Origin of the sequence: Streptomyces sp. NBC_00659 (genome assembly GCF_036226925.1) — a bacterium.
Classification (GTDB): domain Bacteria; phylum Actinomycetota; class Actinomycetes; order Streptomycetales; family Streptomycetaceae; genus Streptomyces.
The window spans coordinates 5,432,355-5,448,159 of record NZ_CP109031.1; the positions used below are offsets into that span (position 1 = coordinate 5,432,355).

Annotated in this window: 15 protein-coding genes; 10 read left to right on the top strand and 5 right to left on the bottom strand. The window is 70.0% G+C overall.

What is annotated here, in order from left to right; all coding sequences use genetic code 11:
* Positions 1-93: 93 nt before the first annotated feature.
* From OG410_RS23660 to OG410_RS23670, 3 genes are all read right to left on the bottom strand, one after another.
* Complete coding sequence (locus OG410_RS23660) at positions 94-1,323, bottom strand: DUF5667 domain-containing protein (protein ID WP_329301034.1); 1,230 nt, start codon at positions 1,321-1,323, stop codon at positions 94-96.
* 255 nt (positions 1,324-1,578) lie between these two features.
* Positions 1,579-2,349 (bottom strand): ECF subfamily RNA polymerase sigma factor, BldN family, encoded by a 771-nt coding sequence (locus OG410_RS23665; protein ID WP_326786275.1) that lies wholly within the window; start codon positions 2,347-2,349, stop codon positions 1,579-1,581.
* A 603-nt stretch (positions 2,350-2,952) separates the two neighbouring features.
* Entirely contained in the window at positions 2,953-3,894 is a 942-nt protein-coding gene (locus OG410_RS23670; protein WP_326786274.1) for an HAD family hydrolase, read from the bottom strand.
* A gap of 183 nt (positions 3,895-4,077) precedes the next feature.
* On the opposite strand from OG410_RS23670, the gene OG410_RS23675 reads away from it, so the two are divergent.
* From OG410_RS23675 to OG410_RS23695, 5 genes are all read left to right on the top strand, one after another.
* A complete protein-coding gene (locus OG410_RS23675; protein ID WP_329301035.1) occupies positions 4,078-4,377 on the top strand; it encodes a glutaredoxin family protein in 300 nt (99 codons plus the stop codon).
* A 342-nt stretch (positions 4,378-4,719) separates the two neighbouring features.
* The gene (locus OG410_RS23680; protein ID WP_328449654.1) at positions 4,720-5,478 is read left to right on the top strand and encodes a redox-sensing transcriptional repressor Rex; all 759 of its coding nucleotides are present in this window, start codon (positions 4,720-4,722) and stop codon (positions 5,476-5,478) included.
* Positions 5,475-7,190, top strand: a complete 1,716-nt coding sequence (locus tag OG410_RS23685) for a glutamyl-tRNA reductase (protein ID WP_329301036.1) — start codon at positions 5,475-5,477, stop codon at positions 7,188-7,190. The genes OG410_RS23680 and OG410_RS23685 overlap by 4 nt, the downstream gene beginning before the upstream one ends.
* Complete coding sequence (hemC, locus tag OG410_RS23690; RefSeq protein ID WP_329301037.1) at positions 7,187-8,146, top strand: hydroxymethylbilane synthase; 960 nt, start codon at positions 7,187-7,189, stop codon at positions 8,144-8,146. The genes OG410_RS23685 and hemC overlap by 4 nt, the downstream gene beginning before the upstream one ends.
* Positions 8,143-9,846, top strand: a complete 1,704-nt coding sequence (locus OG410_RS23695; protein WP_329301038.1) for a bifunctional uroporphyrinogen-III C-methyltransferase/uroporphyrinogen-III synthase — start codon at positions 8,143-8,145, stop codon at positions 9,844-9,846. Before hemC ends, OG410_RS23695 begins: the two co-directional genes overlap by 4 nt.
* A gap of 64 nt (positions 9,847-9,910) precedes the next feature.
* Here OG410_RS23695 and OG410_RS23700 read toward each other — a convergent pair whose 3' ends face one another.
* A complete protein-coding gene (locus tag OG410_RS23700) occupies positions 9,911-10,162 on the bottom strand; it encodes a DUF397 domain-containing protein (RefSeq protein WP_329301039.1) in 252 nt (83 codons plus the stop codon).
* Complete coding sequence (locus OG410_RS23705) at positions 10,159-10,995, bottom strand: helix-turn-helix domain-containing protein (protein ID WP_329301040.1); 837 nt, start codon at positions 10,993-10,995, stop codon at positions 10,159-10,161. Before OG410_RS23705 ends, OG410_RS23700 begins: the two co-directional genes overlap by 4 nt.
* A gap of 150 nt (positions 10,996-11,145) precedes the next feature.
* Between OG410_RS23705 and OG410_RS23710 the strand changes: the two genes are divergently transcribed.
* The 5 genes from OG410_RS23710 to hemB all read left to right on the top strand — a co-directional run bounded on the left by OG410_RS23710 (position 11,146) and on the right by hemB (position 15,787).
* A complete protein-coding gene (locus tag OG410_RS23710) occupies positions 11,146-11,580 on the top strand; it encodes an ATP-binding protein (protein WP_443063902.1) in 435 nt (144 codons plus the stop codon).
* A 286-nt stretch (positions 11,581-11,866) separates the two neighbouring features.
* Positions 11,867-12,913, top strand: a complete 1,047-nt coding sequence (locus tag OG410_RS23715; RefSeq protein WP_329301042.1) for a helix-turn-helix domain-containing protein — start codon at positions 11,867-11,869, stop codon at positions 12,911-12,913.
* A gap of 134 nt (positions 12,914-13,047) precedes the next feature.
* The gene (dprA, locus tag OG410_RS23720; RefSeq protein WP_328670726.1) at positions 13,048-13,932 is read left to right on the top strand and encodes a DNA-processing protein DprA; all 885 of its coding nucleotides are present in this window, start codon (positions 13,048-13,050) and stop codon (positions 13,930-13,932) included.
* 13 nt (positions 13,933-13,945) lie between these two features.
* Positions 13,946-14,695, top strand: coding sequence for a hypothetical protein (locus OG410_RS23725; protein ID WP_329301043.1), 750 nt, complete (start codon positions 13,946-13,948; stop codon positions 14,693-14,695).
* 99 nt (positions 14,696-14,794) lie between these two features.
* Positions 14,795-15,787, top strand: a complete 993-nt coding sequence (hemB, locus tag OG410_RS23730; protein WP_329301044.1) for a porphobilinogen synthase — start codon at positions 14,795-14,797, stop codon at positions 15,785-15,787.
* Positions 15,788-15,805 lie beyond the last annotated feature (18 nt).

The following is a 15,805-nucleotide window of genomic DNA, read 5'->3' on the forward strand; positions in this document are numbered from 1 at the left end:
TTCTGTTGATCATGTACTGATATGCCGGTACGTCGATGGGGGCGCCCTCCCCGAGGAGGGCGCCCCCATCGACATACCGCGGTGGTGGCCCGGTCAGTCGCTGTCCTGCGTGTCGATGCCGAGGCCCGGCAGGAGGCCGGGGAGCAGCGGCGGCAGGGTGACATCGGGTTCGCTCGTCGCGCTGCTCTTGCTGCTGCCGGACGACGGAGAGGTGCTGGTGTCGTCCTGCGGCGGGTCGAGCAGACCGCCGGTGCCGCCGCCGAGCAGGCCCTCGCCGCTGCTGCCCGAACTGGACGGCTTGGGCTTGCCGCTGCTGTGGCTCTCGCCCGTCGATCCGCTGCCGGCGCTGGGTGCCGGAGTCTCCGTACCCGGCGAGGCGGTGGACTCCTCGCTCTTGCCCCGGTGACGGCCGGTGCCCTCGGGGGCGGGTGTCTTGGGCAGCAGCGAGCGCAGCGGGTCGACCTCGTCGTCTATGGCCTCGAAGACCGACGAGACCTGGTCACTGACGTCACCGAGCTGCACGGGCAGTCGGTCGCGCAGTGAGCCCCAGGCCTCGCGGTGCGACTGGGAGAACGCGGACAGGGTCTGGATGGGGCCCAGTGTGCCGTCCCGTTCGTACGCCTCGTGCAGCAGCCGGTGACCCTCGGAGGCGTCGTGCTGCATGCCGGACAGAGCGCGGCGGATCTCGCCCATGGACTCGTGGTCGAGATGTCCCGAGCGGCCCCGTTCCATCAGCCGACGGGCCTCGCTCAGGCGGTTCGAGGCCTGGTCGAGGTAGAGCTCGCCCCGGTCGCTGTCGCCGTCGGCCAGACCCAGCTTGATGTCTTCCATGCCGCGTTTGAGCCCGTAGAGCGAGTCACCGGGCAGGGCGTCGGAGCTCGCGGCGGCCACACCGCCGAAGGCTCCGGCGGCCACACCGACGGTGAGCCCGCCCGCGGCCAGTCCTTTGGACAGCCGGGACCGGGGCCGCAGCTTCCCCAGTCCTGTCGCCCGGTGCGAGCCCTTGGCCCTATGGGACCGCTGTTCGGGCAGGCCACGGCCCGGACCCTCGCCTCCGGCGGCGGTGCCTTCCTGCAGCATGGCCTCCATCGCGGCGACGAGCTGGGCTCGCTGCACGATCTTGACCTCCGGGTCCAGCTCCGGTTGGGGCAGCTCGCCGAGACCGGTGGCGAGGGCCAACAGCAGCCCTTGCCCGGTCTGTTCCGCAGCAGCCCGGGACGGTGCCGACCCATCGGGCTGCTCGGCCGCCGTGCCCTGGTCGATCTCCTCCAGGGCCTGGGCGAAGGCGTTCGCCCGCCGGTGTGTTGATACGTTCGCGATCACTGGCGGCACCTCCTCTCGTCATGACGGTCGACTCCCCAGGGGGTCCTGAGGGTTGCACCCCCTGGCCGTGTCCACACGATCGGGTGATCGGCGACGGCCAAGGCGTGACCACAGGGAGCCTGTATCCCGCACAACGAGCGTCACGGCACTTGGGTTACGGACGACAGATGTACGGACCGCGAAGTCAACAGACTTTTACAGAAGGTGAGTTGGACGTCGCTGAGTGTGCTGGGCCACTGTGGTCGAAAAGCGGGCTCAGCGGACGTCTTCGGGCAGGAGCCGGGCCAGTGTGCGGACGGCCCGGTACTGGAGGGTCTTGATGGCGCCCTCGTTCTTGCCCATCACCCGGGCGGTCTCGGCGACCGAGAGCCCCTGGAGGAAGCGGAGTGTCACGCACTCCTGCTGCTGAGGGTTGAGCCGTTTCACGGCGTCGAGCAGCGCGGCGTTCGACAGGGACTCCAGGACGGAGTCCTCGGGGGAACGCTCGACCTCGTTGGCGTCGAGCATCTCGCCGGTGGTCACTTCCAGCCGGAAGCGGCTGGACTTGAAATGATCGGCCACCAGGTTCCGGGCGATGGTCACGAGCCAGGCGCCGAAGTCACGCCCCTGCCAGGTGAAGGTGCCGATCCGTCGCAGCGCCCGCAGAAAGGTCTCACTGGTGAGGTCCTCGGCGGTCGCCTTACCTCCAACCCGGTAGTAGATGTAGCGGTACACGGTGTCGCTGTACTGGTCGTAGAGCCGTCCGAAGGCGTCGGCCTCGCCGGCCTGGGCGCGCTCCACGAGATCCATCATCCGGGCGCTGTCACTGTCCGCGGCCGGACGGCGTGCGGTGGTGGCCGAGCCTGAGCGGCCCCGCCTGCCGACCGCCGCGTTGCCGTCGGCCAGGGCGTAGCAAGGTCCGACGGGCGCGGGGAGGGCGAAGGCGGGGACGGCGTACGCGGTGGGGACGAAGCCGCGCAGACGGTCCAGGACCGTTGCGCGCAGCGTAGCCAGGCCCGAGGCGTCAACCCCGACGTGTGAGTACACGGGACTCCCAGAGGCAGAGCTTCCATCACGTGCAGTGCGGGACCTTTCACCCGTCGTGGCGACGGAAGGGCACCGGTTTGCGTCTGAGGAGAATAACGCTTCGTACAGGCAGCACTACACCCAGTTGCTAAAATCATCGATTACGACGGTTTTGGCACGGATCGATGCCTGTTCAAGTACCGATCGGTGACCGCTTGTTGATCGCATCGGTTCGTGTTCCGCCTGAGTGCAGGGCGTGTTGTGCCCGCCTGTGGAACACGCGACTGAGTAGCCCACCACGTGGGTATGACGATGTGATTGCCTCGCGGAGCAGGGCTCCCGTCCCAGGTCCGGACAGGTTTTCGCCCCCTCCGCCCCTTACCTGGGGCTCCGCCCCGGACCCCGCTCCTCGAACGCCGGAGGGGCTGAAAAACACGCGAGTGAGGGACGGCACCCAAGCCACCGCGCACCCGCAGCCGGGATCCGGCGGAAGGGGCCGTGCCGGTACATCGATGCCCGTCGCCACCGACGGCCACGCCTCATCCAACGGCGACGGGCTGATGCACCGGCACGGCCCCGACCCACCCACCGGACCGGACCCGGCACCGAGGCGCCGGAGACGAGCTAGCGGCGTCGCCGGTGCAGGGCGATCGCGGCGGCCGTGCCGCCGGCCACCGCGCCGACCCCGGCCGCGGCGGGAATCCCGACCTTCGCGGCCTTGCGCGCCGTGCGGTAGTCCCGCAGCCGCCAGTCGAAGTCCCGCGCGTGCTTGCGCAGTTTCGAGTCCGGGTTGATCGCGTACGGGTGTCCGACCAGCGAGAGCATCGGAATGTCGTTGTGCGAGTCGCTGTAGGCCGCGCAGCGGGACAGGTCCAGGTCCTCCGCGGACGCCAGCGCCCGTACGGCCTCCGCCTTCGCCGGACCGTGCAGGGGCTCGCCGACCAGCTTGCCCGTGTAGATCCCGTCCACCGATTCCGCGACCGTGCCCAGCGCGCCCGTGAGGCCGAGCCGCCGTGCGATCACCGTGGCGATCTCCACCGGCGCCGCCGTGACGAGCCACACCTTCTGGCCGGCGTCCAGGTGCGCCTGGGCGAGCGCGCGGGTACCGGGCCAGATCCGCTCGGCCATGTACTCGTCGTAGATCTCCTCGCCGATCGACATCAGCTCGGAGACCCGGTGGCCCTTCACGATCGACAGCGCGGAGTCACGCGCTTCCTGCATGTGCTCGGGGTCCTCGACACCGGCCAGCCTGAACCACGCCTGCTGCCAGGCGAACTTCGCGAGGTCGCGGGTCTCGAAGAACTTCCGCTTGTACAGCCCGCGCCCGAAGTGGAAGAGGGCAGCACCTTGCATCACGGTGTTGTCGAGATCGAAGAACGCGGCGGCCTTGTCGTCGCCGAGCACCGGGAAGTCGGGTTCCTCCACGGCGTCCGGTGGTGCCAGTTCTTCCAGTTCCTGCAGTTCCTGCGAGGACTTGCGCGCTGCCTCCGCAGAGGCCTCGCCTGCCAACACGCTCCGCGCGGTTGCGGAGCGCCTACGGGGAGTGAGCCATCCGAGAGCGGCCATGTCGTGAGCATAGCCAGTCTGTTCGGCGCTTCCGGAGTCGACAGGATTCGGTGCTGTGAACTCTCCGAGGCCATGCCGTTAAACGAGCGGTCCGGAGAACCGCCGGTCGGCGCGTCGGACTCGTGCGCGGGTCCGGACCGCGCGAGGCGCCGGGCGTGCCCGCCGGGCGTCCGGGGCGGGAGAATGGCACGCATGAGCCCCATGTTCCGGCGCAGCGACCGCCGTACGGAGACGAAGGCGCCCGTGGAGCACCTGGTCACGCTGATCAGGAAGCCCGGGTGTCATCTGTGTGATGACGCACAGGAAGTGATCGAGAAGGTGTGTTCCGATCTCGGGGTTCCCTGGGAGGGGAAGGACATCACCGAGGACGAGGAGCTGCACCGCCGGTACTGGGAGCAGATCCCGGTCGTGCTGGTGGACGGCGCGCAGCACACCTTCTGGCGCGTGAACGAGGAACGCCTTCGCAAAGCCCTGACGCGGTGACCCGTGAGCGGGGAGGCCGGGGGCGCCCGTGATGTATCCCGACTTGTGACCTGCCCGAGCAGTCCAAGGCGTCCGGAAAGTCGCCTAGGATCGACGGCGATTGGTCTCGGGGGCGGGATTCGTTGAGGAGAGTGTGCGGTTTTGCCCCCTTCAGGTGCGGAGCGGAGTCGTCCGCGCGCCGGTTGCATACGGGCGTGCCGGGCATGCGTGACCCCGGTCACGTTGGCCGGGCAAATCGGACACCGTCTTTGTGCACGCGTTCACAAAGACATAGCCTGCATTCGACGGGGCGGTCCGGGAACGTGTGACCGCCTGCAGCCCCGCTCTACCCGCAGGAGCACCGTGGCAACTGGCCGAACTCACCGACCGGCGACCCGCAGCCGAGGAATTCCCGAGGCCACCGTCGCCCGGCTTCCGCTGTACCTCCGAGCCCTCACCGCACTGTCGGAGCGCTCGGTACCCACGGTCTCATCCGAGGAACTCGCGGCCGCGGCGGGGGTCAACTCCGCGAAGCTGCGCAAGGACTTCTCCTACCTCGGCTCCTACGGGACCCGTGGTGTGGGGTACGACGTCGAGTATCTCGTGTACCAGATCTCCCGGGAACTGGGCCTGACCCAGGACTGGCCGGTCGTGATCGTCGGCATCGGCAACCTCGGTGCGGCACTGGCCAACTACGGAGGGTTCGCGTCCCGCGGATTCCGCGTGGCCGCGCTCATCGACGCCGATCCCGCGATGGCCGGCAAGCCCGTCGCAGGGATCCCGGTGCAGCACACGGACGACCTGGAAAAGATCATCGACGAGAACGGTGTCTCGATCGGTGTCATCGCCACCCCGGCCGGGGCCGCCCAGCCCGTGTGCGACCGTCTGGTCGCCGCCGGAGTCACCTCCATCCTGAACTTCGCGCCGACCGTCCTGTCCGTCCCGGACGGCGTCGACGTGCGCAAGGTCGATCTCTCCATCGAGCTGCAGATCCTCGCGTTCCACGAGCAGCGCAAGGCCGGCGAGGAGGCCGAGGCGCAGGCCGGTGCCGCCGCCCAGGCCGAGCGGGAGAACAACGGCAAAGGGCCCGACGGGGACGTTCCCGCCGTGATGCCGGCATGAGTCTCCTCGTCGTCGGGCTGAGCCACCGCAGTGCTCCGGTCAGCGTCCTCGAACGCGCCGCGCTGTCCGCGGACGCGCAGGTCAAGCTGCTCCAGGACACCCTCGCCACCGAGCCGGCCACCGAGGGCGCGGTCCTCGCGACCTGCAACCGCATCGAGCTGTACGCCGACGTGGACAAGTTCCACGCGGGCGTCGCCGAGCTGTCCACGCTCCTCGCCCGGCACAGCGGCGTCGGCCTGGAGGAGCTCACTCCCCACCTGTACGTGCACTACGAGGACCGGGCCGTCCACCACCTCTTCTCGGTGGCCTGCGGCCTGGACTCGATGGTCGTCGGCGAGGGTCAGATCCTCGGCCAGATCAAGGACGCGCTCGCCACCGCGCAGGAGCTGCACACCGCGGGCCGCCTCCTGAACGACCTGTTCCAGCAGGCCCTGCGGGTCGGCAAGCGCGCCCACTCCGAGACCGGCATCGACCGCGCCGGACAGTCCCTGGTCACCTTCGGCCTGGAGCAGCTGTCCGACGGACGGCCTGTCGAGCTCTGGGCCAAGGACAAGAAGGCCCTGGTCATCGGCGCGGGATCGATGTCCTCGCTGGCCGCCGCGACGCTCGCGCGCATCGGCGTCGGCGAGATCGTGATCGCCAACCGCACCCCCGACCGCGCCGAGCGGCTCGCCGAGATCCTCACCGGCGGCGACGACACGGACGTGCTGGCCCGCGCGGTACCGATGGACTCGGTGCCGGTCGAGCTGACACGTGCCGACATCGCCGTCTCGTGCACCGGGGCGACCGGGCTCGTCCTGACGGCCGAGACCGTCGCGGCCGCCGTCGAAGGGCGTACGGGAACGCCCGCGGCACGGCGCGAGACGGCGGCCGGCCCGGCCGGTCACCTCGCTCCCGCCGACGCCGGAGCCGAGGACGCCTGCCCGCTGGACCTGTCCGCCGTGCAGGGCGCCACCGGCTTCTCCGTCATGGGCGAGGCCGCCGTCGCCGGCATGGACGCGGCCACCCTGGAGCAGCACGCCGCCTGGGTGGACAAGGGCACCGGAACCGTCGAGCGCCGCGACAGCCGTCGTACGCCCGCCGAGGACGCCGAAGCCGACGCCGAGATCATCGCCGCGCTGGCCGCCTCCGCGGCGACGACCGGCCGCGTCCCCGAGCGCCGCAGGCCCGAACCCGTCGCCGAGGCACCCCGCCCCGCGCCGGTGCTCGCGCTGCTCGACCTCGCGATGCCCCGTGACATCGACGCTGTCGTACATCGGCTGCTCGGTGTACGGTTCGTCGACCTGGAGACGCTCGCCGAAGCTTCCGCGGACGCGCCGATGGCCGCCGATGTGGACCAGGTCCGCCGGATCGTCTCCGACGAGGTGGCCGCGTTCGGCGCCGCCCAGCGGGCCGCGCACATCACGCCCACCGTCGTCGCGCTGCGCGCCATGGCCGCCGACGTCGTCGCGAACGAGATCTCGCGGCTGGACGGACGGCTGCCGGACCTCGACGACAAGCTGCGAGGCGAGATCACCCAGACCGTGCGGCGCGTCGTCGACAAACTGCTGCACGCGCCGACCGTACGGGTCAAGCAGCTCGCCGCCGAACCCGGCGGCGCCGGGTACGCGGACGCGCTGCGGACCCTGTTCGACCTGGACCCGGAGACGGTCGCCGCCGTCTCGCGGGCCGAGAACAACACCGAGAACGCCAAGAACCGAGGGCGAGCATGAGTGAGCAGGCTTTGAGACTGGGGACGAGGCGGAGCAAACTCGCCATGGCCCAGTCCGGGCAGGTGGCGGATGCCGTGAGCCGGGTGACCGGACGGCCCGTCGAGCTCGTTGAGATCACGACGTACGGCGATGTCTCCCGCGAGAACCTCGCGCAGATCGGCGGCACGGGCGTCTTCGTGACCGCGCTGCGCGAGGCACTGGTGCGCGGGGAGGTCGACTTCGCCGTGCACTCCCTCAAGGATCTGCCGACCGCGCAGCCCGAGAACCTCGCGCTGGCCGCCGTGCCGGTGCGCGAGGACGTCCGCGACGTGCTCGTCGCCCGCGACGGACTGACCTTCGAGCAGCTTCCGGACGGCGCGCGCGTCGGCACCGGTTCGCCGCGTCGTATGGCCCAGCTCAACGCGTACGCGCGCAGTCACGGCATGTCGATCGAGACGGTCGCCATCCGAGGCAACGTCGACACCCGCATCGGGTACGTCCACTCCGGGGAGCTCGACGCCGTCGTCCTCGCCGCAGCCGGACTCAACCGGATCGGCCGCATCGACGAGGTCACCGACTTCCTGTCGGTCGACACCGTTCTGCCCGCCCCCGGCCAGGGGGCCCTGGCGATCGAGTGCACCGCGGACAACGCGGACCTCGTCGCCGCGCTCGCCGAGCTCGACGACCCGTTCACCCGGGCCGCCGTGACCGCCGAGCGATCTCTGCTTGCCGCCCTGGAGGCCGGTTGCAGCGCTCCCGTGGGCGCGTACGCCGACCTGCTGGCCGACGGGCAGATTGTCAAGGAGATGCGCCTGCGCGGCGTCGTCGGCATGACCGACGGCTCGACGCTGGTGCAGCTGTCCACCACCGGTCCCGTGCCCGAGACACATGACCAAGCGATGTCGCTCGGCCGTGAACTCGCTGCCGAGATGCTTGCCAAGGGCGCGGCCGGTCTGATGGGGGAGCGAGCACTGTGAGCCCCACCAACTTTCCCGCCGGTCCGGTCCACGGGCACGTCACCTTCCTGGGTGCCGGACCCGGAGATCCAGGGCTGTTGACACTGCGCGCCGTGGAGGCGCTGGCGAACGCGGACGTCATCGTCGCCGAGCACGACGTGCTCGACGTTGTGCGCGGTCACACCAGACAAGGCGTCGCTGTTCTGCACACGGATCCGGACACTTCGCCGGTTCCGTACCCGGGCACAGGCACGCCTCAGCTGACGGTTGTTGACGGCGTGTCAACGACCGTTGGTGACCCCGCGTCGAGGGACGCAGCCAATCTTGTCATGACGGCCGCGCGGGGCGGCAAGCGGGTCGTACGTGCGGTGTCCGGTGACCCCGGGCTCGACACCTACGCCGCCGAGGAGATGCTGGCCTGCGTCGCCGCGGGTGTTCCGTTCGAGGTGGTGCCCGGCATCGCGGCCGCCGTCGGTGTGCCCGCGTACGCAGGTGTGCCACTGCGGGACGCGCAGGGCGCGGACGTACGGTTCGTCGACGCGCGGACCGCCTCGAACCGCTGCTGGACCGAGGTCGGCGCCTCCGACGGCACCGTCGTGGTGTCGTCGACGCTTGACTCGGTGGCCGCGGCCGCGGGTGAGCTGGTGGCCTCCGGCCGCAAGCCCGACACCCCGATGTCCGTGACGATCGCCGGTACGACGACCCGCCAGCGCACCTGGTCGGCCACCCTCGGCACGATCGCGCAGACGCTGAAGCAGGCGAAGGTGCTGCCGTCCCCGGACGGTGGCCGCCCGGTCATAGCCGTGGTCGGTGAGCGTTCCGCCGCCGCCCAGCGCGACCGGCTGTCGTGGTTCGAGTCCAAGCCGATGTTCGGCTGGAAGGTGCTCGTGCCGCGTACGAAGGAGCAGGCGGCGTCGCTCTCCGACCAGCTGCGGTCGTACGGGGCCGTGCCCTACGAGGTGCCGACGATCGCCGTCGAGCCTCCGCGCACGCCCCAGCAGATGGAGCGCGCGGTCAAGGGCCTGGTGACGGGCCGCTACGAGTGGATCGCCTTCACCTCGGTCAACGCCGTCAAGGCGGTCCGGGAGAAGTTCGAGGAGTACGGCCTCGACGCGCGTGCCTTCGCGGGCATCAAGGTCGCGGCGGTCGGCGAGCAGACCGCGAACGCGCTCGTCGCCTTCGGCGTGAAGCCGGACCTGGTGCCGAGCGGTGAGCAGTCGGCCGCGGGCCTCCTGGAGGACTGGCCGCCCTACGACCCGGTCTTCGACCCGATCGACCGTGTCTTCCTGCCCCGGGCCGACATCGCCACCGAGACCCTGGTGGCCGGGCTCATCGAGCTGGGCTGGGAGGTCGACGACGTCACGGCGTACCGCACCGTGCGCGCGTCGCCGCCGCCGGCCGACACCCGTGAGGCGATCAAGAGCGGCGGCTTCGACGCGGTGCTCTTCACCTCGTCGTCGACGGTGCGGAACCTGGTCGGTATCGCCGGCAAGCCGCACAACGTGACCGTGATCGCCTGCATCGGTCCGGCCACGGCCAAGACGGCCGAGGAGCACGGGCTGCGGGTGGACGTGATGGCTCCCGAGCCCTCCGTGCACAAGCTGGCGGAGGCACTGGCCGAGTTCGGCCTGCGCCGCCGTGCGGCCGCGCTGGACGCCGGTGACCCGGTGACCCGGCCGAGCGAGCGCCGCCCGGGCTCGCGCAGGCGCCGGACCACCTGACACAGGTGAGGACGCCCCGCTGTCTCTTACGGAGACGGCGGGGCGTTCTTCGTTGTGCGGCCGGTCAGGCGGACGGCAGGAAAGCCGCCCAGGCGCCCGGGGCGAGGGTGAGGCGGGGGCCGCCGGGGTTCTTGGAGTCCCGGACGAGGACGCGGTCCGGGACGGCGGCCATCTCTACGCAGTCGGGGCCGTCAGCCGTGCTGTAGCTGCTCTTCCTCCAGGCCACTTCGACGCAGTCGGGGCCGTCAGGAGTGCTGTAGCTGCTCTTTATCCACTCCAGAGCCGGTCCGTCTTCCCTTGCAGGTTTGCGGATCATGTCTCTCCCAGCACCGTTTCGATGAAGGCCACTGATTCCCGAGGCGCGAGAGCCTGCGCCCGGATGATCCCATAGCGAATGTCCAGGATCTGAACCTCCTTGGGGTCGGTGATCACCCGGCTGATGAGCTGGACCTCGTTGTGGCCGACGGTGCTTCCGTCCCGCAGCCTGAGGAGTCTGAACGAGCCTGCCAAGCCGGCGTTGTCCTCGCGATTCAGTGGCAGTACTTGCAGGTCGACGTTGCTCAACCCGGCCACTGCCAGCAGGCGTTCGAGCTGCCGTCGCATCACCATTCTGCCGCCGATAGGGCGCCGTAGTGTCGATTCGCACTGTACGAAACTGAAGACGCGCGGTGGCGCCTGCTCGTCGAAGATGCCCTGGCGGGCCACACGGGCGGCTACGTGTCCCTCAAGGGCGTCCTCCGAGAACGGAGGGCGCCGGGTTGCGACCGACGCTCGGATGTACTCCTCGGTCTGCAACAACCCATGAATCACGGAGTTGTTGTAGGCGCAGAGCTCGATCGCATCCGCCTCCAGCCTCTTCAGATCCCGAACCTTCTTCGGGTACCGGACCTCCGTCAAGTCCTCCTTCAGCGCCGCGAGTCTGCCGCCCGCCGAGAGGATCTCGTCCGCGCGGTCCAGATACTCGGGCCGAGGGATGCGCCGACCCCGTTCCACGGAGGACACCTGCTCCTCCCCGTACCCGATGGCCGCCCCGAACTCGGCCTGGGTGAGCCCGGCCGACTCCCGCCACAGCTTCAGCTGACGCTGGACGGTCCGCATCACGGCCCCGGCCTCTTCGTCGTCCTCCAGCCCCGCGTCCCACTCGCTCACGCCCGCCGCCTTCCAGCCGCGCCCTTCCCTGCCCAACCTGACACCGGCTCCCCGGTCACCCCGTACAGCCCGGACAGAACCGGACGCCACCCGGACAGACACCGTCCGCACGGGCTGCCATCCTTCACAGATTACGTACGCGAGAACACGCTGAGTCACGTGAATCGGCGAACCGTGCACTCTCCGCTCCACCATTTCTCGGTGCCGCTCTCCGCCACCCGGCGCGGTGCGCGCCTCGCCCGGCTGCTCGCCGCCGGGCAACTGCACGACTGGGGGCTGCCGTTGGACCCGGCCCGGCACGTCGTCGCCGAACTCGCCTCGAACGCCGTCCTGCACGGCCGCGTCCCCGGCCGGAGTTTCCGTCTCACCCTGTCCGTCCTCGCTCCCCGGACACTGCGCGTGGAGATCGCCGACGCCCGGGGCGAACGGTGGCCCACCCGGGTGAGGGGCGGGGCTGAAAGGCGGTCCGAATCGGGCTACGGGCTGCTGCTCGTGGAGGAGTTCGCGGATCGCTGGGGCGTGCGGCCGGGGCCCGTGCCGTGCAAGACGGTGTGGGCGGAACTCGATCTCGGACCTCGCCGGTGACGCCCGAACCGGAGCCCGGCGAGGAGTACTTCGGTGGCGGGTGCTTCGGGGCGGCGGGCGGTAAAAGACCAAAGAACCCGGGGAAAAACCGACCAACCAACCAAACCCGGCTCATGTCACACGAGCGGGTGAATCGGGCCGGTACGGGTGGCGCGCGGGCGGTCCGGACCTGCACGCTCACCGCAGGCACCACCCACAACTCCACATGCCCACACATGCTTCGGCCCCCGCCGGGACGGCAATCCCAGTGCGAGGGCCTGACCAAAGAGGAAGTAACCCCTTCCTCATGGCTGTGACCAAGCTTATCGATGCCCTGCGCCCGAGTCAGGGAGTACGGCGCAACGCCACCTACTCCGGTGTCTCGCACGTACGTGAGCACCAGCCCGACCGGTACACGATCGTCGGCAACCATCTCGCCCAGCACCGAGGACTCTCCGCGACCGCGATCGGGATCGCCGTGCACATCCTGTCGCTGCCCGAGGGCGCGCGGGTCGACATCCGCAGCCTCGCCGAGTGGTTCCCCGAGGGGCGGGCCCGAATCGCCTGCGCGCTGCGGGAGTTGGAGGCACGGGGCTATGTCGAGCGGGTCCGGGAACGGCTCCCCTCCGGGCAGATGGTCACGCGTACGTACGCCTTCCACGCCCCCGCGCTCACCCGGGCCCGGCGGGAGGGAGAACCGGAAACGGCCGCCGCCCCGGCAGCCCCGCCGATGAAGGCTGCCCCGCCCCCGAAGCGAGCGGCCCCGTACCTCACGGCCCTGGACCTCCCCGCCTCCGGCGGCTTGACCTGCGACGCCGTGCCCGAGCCGGCCACGGCACCCGACGCCGTACCTGACACCGCACACATCGGCACATCGGCCACCGAGGCCGAGACCGCCGAGCCCCCGAAGCCGTCCCGCGACGAGCACCACGACAAGGCGGAGGCGCTGCTCGCCGGGCTGCGTCGGACCGACATCCGGTTGACGCTGTCCGGGCGGGAGGTACGGCGGCTGGCTCCCCTGGTCGTCGCCTGGTTCGAGAACGGTCTCGGCAGAGCGTCGGTGATCCACGCCCTGACCGAGGATCTTCCCCTTCATGTGCGGCACCCGGCCGGCTTCCTCCGCAACCGCCTGCTGGATCTGCTCCCACCGGCGCTGCCGTCGCCTCCGGGGGCCGGTGGGGGCGGGCCGTTCCCGAGTCGGCCGCTGCCCCCTCCACCCGCCATGGCGACCTGTGAAGGGGGCTGCGACAGAGGCTTCAGAGCACCGTTCCGGGGAGCGTGGTGCCGTGACTGCCGCACCGCCCGACCCGGCGAAGCTCCTGTGGCTCCGGTGGATGTACCGGCCCTCGTTTGAGTTTCCCGAGAGGAAATGGCTCTGTGATGAAGCCCGGACATCGTGTTGCGACCGGCCGCCAGGGGATTGTCCTGTCCCGAAGAGACCGCTCATGTTCAGCCGCCCGGCTGGTTCCCCCTTCCTATACTTGGCGCATGGACCAGGAGCTGGAGCGCGCCGCCCTTGTCGCCCTGCTGCGGCGCGGCGATCGCCCTTGGCCTGACCTCACGGATCAGATCGAGACCGTCGGCAGCGCCCTCGAAGTCCTGGAGAACGCGCTGGACGCCTCGGGGCAGGGCGCGCTCTTCGACACAGGTCCCCCGGCGGATCTCGACGAAGTCGCAGCCGAGATCGCCGCCTGGGAGCGCGAGGGCATGCGGTTGGTCACGATCCTCGACGAGGACTACCCGCTCTATCTCAGACTGGTCCACCAGCGTCCGCCGTTCCTGTTCATGCGCGGTAACTCTGCTGAGGAGGACCTGCGGGTCGCCGTGGTCGGAACCCGCACCCCCAGCCCCGAGGGTGTCGCCCACGCTCGTGCGATCGCGGGTGGCCTTGCCGAGCGTGGCGTCACCGTGGTGAGTGGGCTTGCCGCCGGAATCGACACAGCCGCCCACGGGTCCGCTCTCGCCGTGGACGGGCGTACCGTCGCCGTCATCGGCACCGGCCTGCGTCACGCCTACCCCGCGCAGAACGCACGCCTTCAGCAGGAGATCGCCGAGCGTGGACTGCTGATCTCCCAGTTCTGGCCGGACACGCTCCCGTCCAAGACGTCCTTCCCCATGCGAAACGCGGTGATGAGCGGCTACAGCCTGGCCACCGTCGTCATCGAGGCGGCCTACCGCAGTGGCGCCCGAATGCAGGCCCGCCTCGCGCTGGAACACGGCCGACGGGTCTTCCTCATGCGCTCCCTCATGACACACGAATGGGCGAGGGAGTACGCGGCACGGCCAAATACCACCGTTATCGACGGGCCCGAGGACGTATTCCGTCGACTGGACTCTCTCGTCCCGGTCACGGGCGAGCTGACCTGGACATAGGGGCGCTGCCGGGATGGCGACCGTCGTCGGACTGTCGGACCGTTATGCCAACTTCCTCATTCACCCGCTGCCGCCGGGCCCAGGCGTGTGCCAGATCTGCCGGGGCCCGGCCAGATTCGGATTTCCGACCTGCTGGTGGTGTCACCAGGCGGGCACGGTGCTCGGGGCGGGCGTCGCCGACACCGTGGTCCCGATCAGTTTGGCCTTGAAAGGGGAGCAGTACGCCAACGAACTCTGGCGCTACAAAAATGCTCCAGGCGCCCAGCAGCGATACTTCAGTACGGGACTCGCGGCTGTTCTGTGGCGCTTCCTCGCCCGGCACGAACGCTGTATCGCCCATCAATGCAGGGTCCTTGGCTTCGACACCGTTACGACAGTGCCCAGCACGAGCGACCGAGCGGATCATCCCCTGCGTGCCATGGCCGCAGACATGGTCGGTGTCACGCGCGAGCGCTACCGCGACCTTCTCGTACCGGCACCGAAGGCAGCTGATCTGGGCCGCGAGGTATCGCTTGCGCGTTATACCTCGTCAGCGCTGTGGGGTGAGAACGTGCTGCTGATCGACGACACCTGGGTCACCGGAAACCATGCACAGTCTGCGGCCGCCGCGCTCAGAGCAGCCGGCGCCGGGAGCGTCGCCGTCGTGGTTCTGGGGCGTCATCTCAACAAGAGCTACGGGGACACGGCCGTCCACATCGAGCAGGCGCGGCTTCGGCGATTCGCCTGGGATATCTGCCTGCCGCGGCCCTGGAGCCACGACTGACGGGCTCCGAACGTCCGTCCGCCTCCCCGTCCCAGAGCCCCTCGGGCTCCGACGCGGAGTCGGTAAAGGTGCCTCTGTGACGGGCGTAGCGTAGACGGTATGACGAAGTACGGATCCTTCCCCGGTACGCGTCCGCGGCGGCTGCGTACCACGCCCGTCATGCGCCGGATGGTCGCCGAGACCCGGCTGCACCCGGCCGACTTCATCCTCCCCGCGTTCGTCCGCGAGGGCGTGAGCGAGCCGGTGCCGATCAGCTCGATGCCCGGGGTCGTGCAGCACACGCGGGACAGTCTGAAGAAGGCGGCCGTGGAGGCGCTGGAGGCCGGGGTCTCCGGGATCATGCTCTTCGGGGTTCCCGAGGACGAGAAGAAGGACGCCCTCGGGACGCCCGGCACCGACCCGGACGGGATTCTGCAGGTCGCCCTGCGCGACGTCCGCGCCGAGGTCGGCGACGAACTGCTCGTGATGTCCGACCTGTGCCTCGACGAGACCACCGACCACGGGCACTGCGGTGTCCTCGACGACCAGGGCCGGGTCGACAACGACGCGACCCTGGAGCGCTACGCCGAGATGGCCCAGGTGCAGGCCGACGCGGGCGCCCATGTCGTGGGCCCCAGCGGGATGATGGACGGTCAGATCGGTGTCATCCGTGACGCGCTCGACCAGATCGGCCGCGAGGACGTGGCGATCCTCGCCTACACCGTCAAGTACGCCTCCGCCTTCTACGGCCCGTTCCGGGAGGCCGTCGGCTCGTCCCTGAGGGGCGACCGCAAGACGTACCAGCAGGACCCGGCGAACGCACGGGAGTCGCTGCGGGAGTTGGCGCTGGACCTGGAGGAGGGCGCCGACATGGTGATGGTGAAGCCCGCCGGTCCCTACCTCGACATCCTCGCCCGCGTCGCCGACGCGTCCGACGTGCCGGTCGTCGCCTACCAGATCTCCGGCGAGTACTCGATGGTCGAGGCCGCCGCCGAGAAGGGCTGGATCGACCGGGACAAGGCCATCCTGGAGTCCCTGACCGGCATCAAGCGCGCCGGCGCGCAGAACATCCTCACGTACTGGGCGACCGAGGTCGCGCGGAACCTCCGCTAGCCTCCCCGCGGGGCGGGG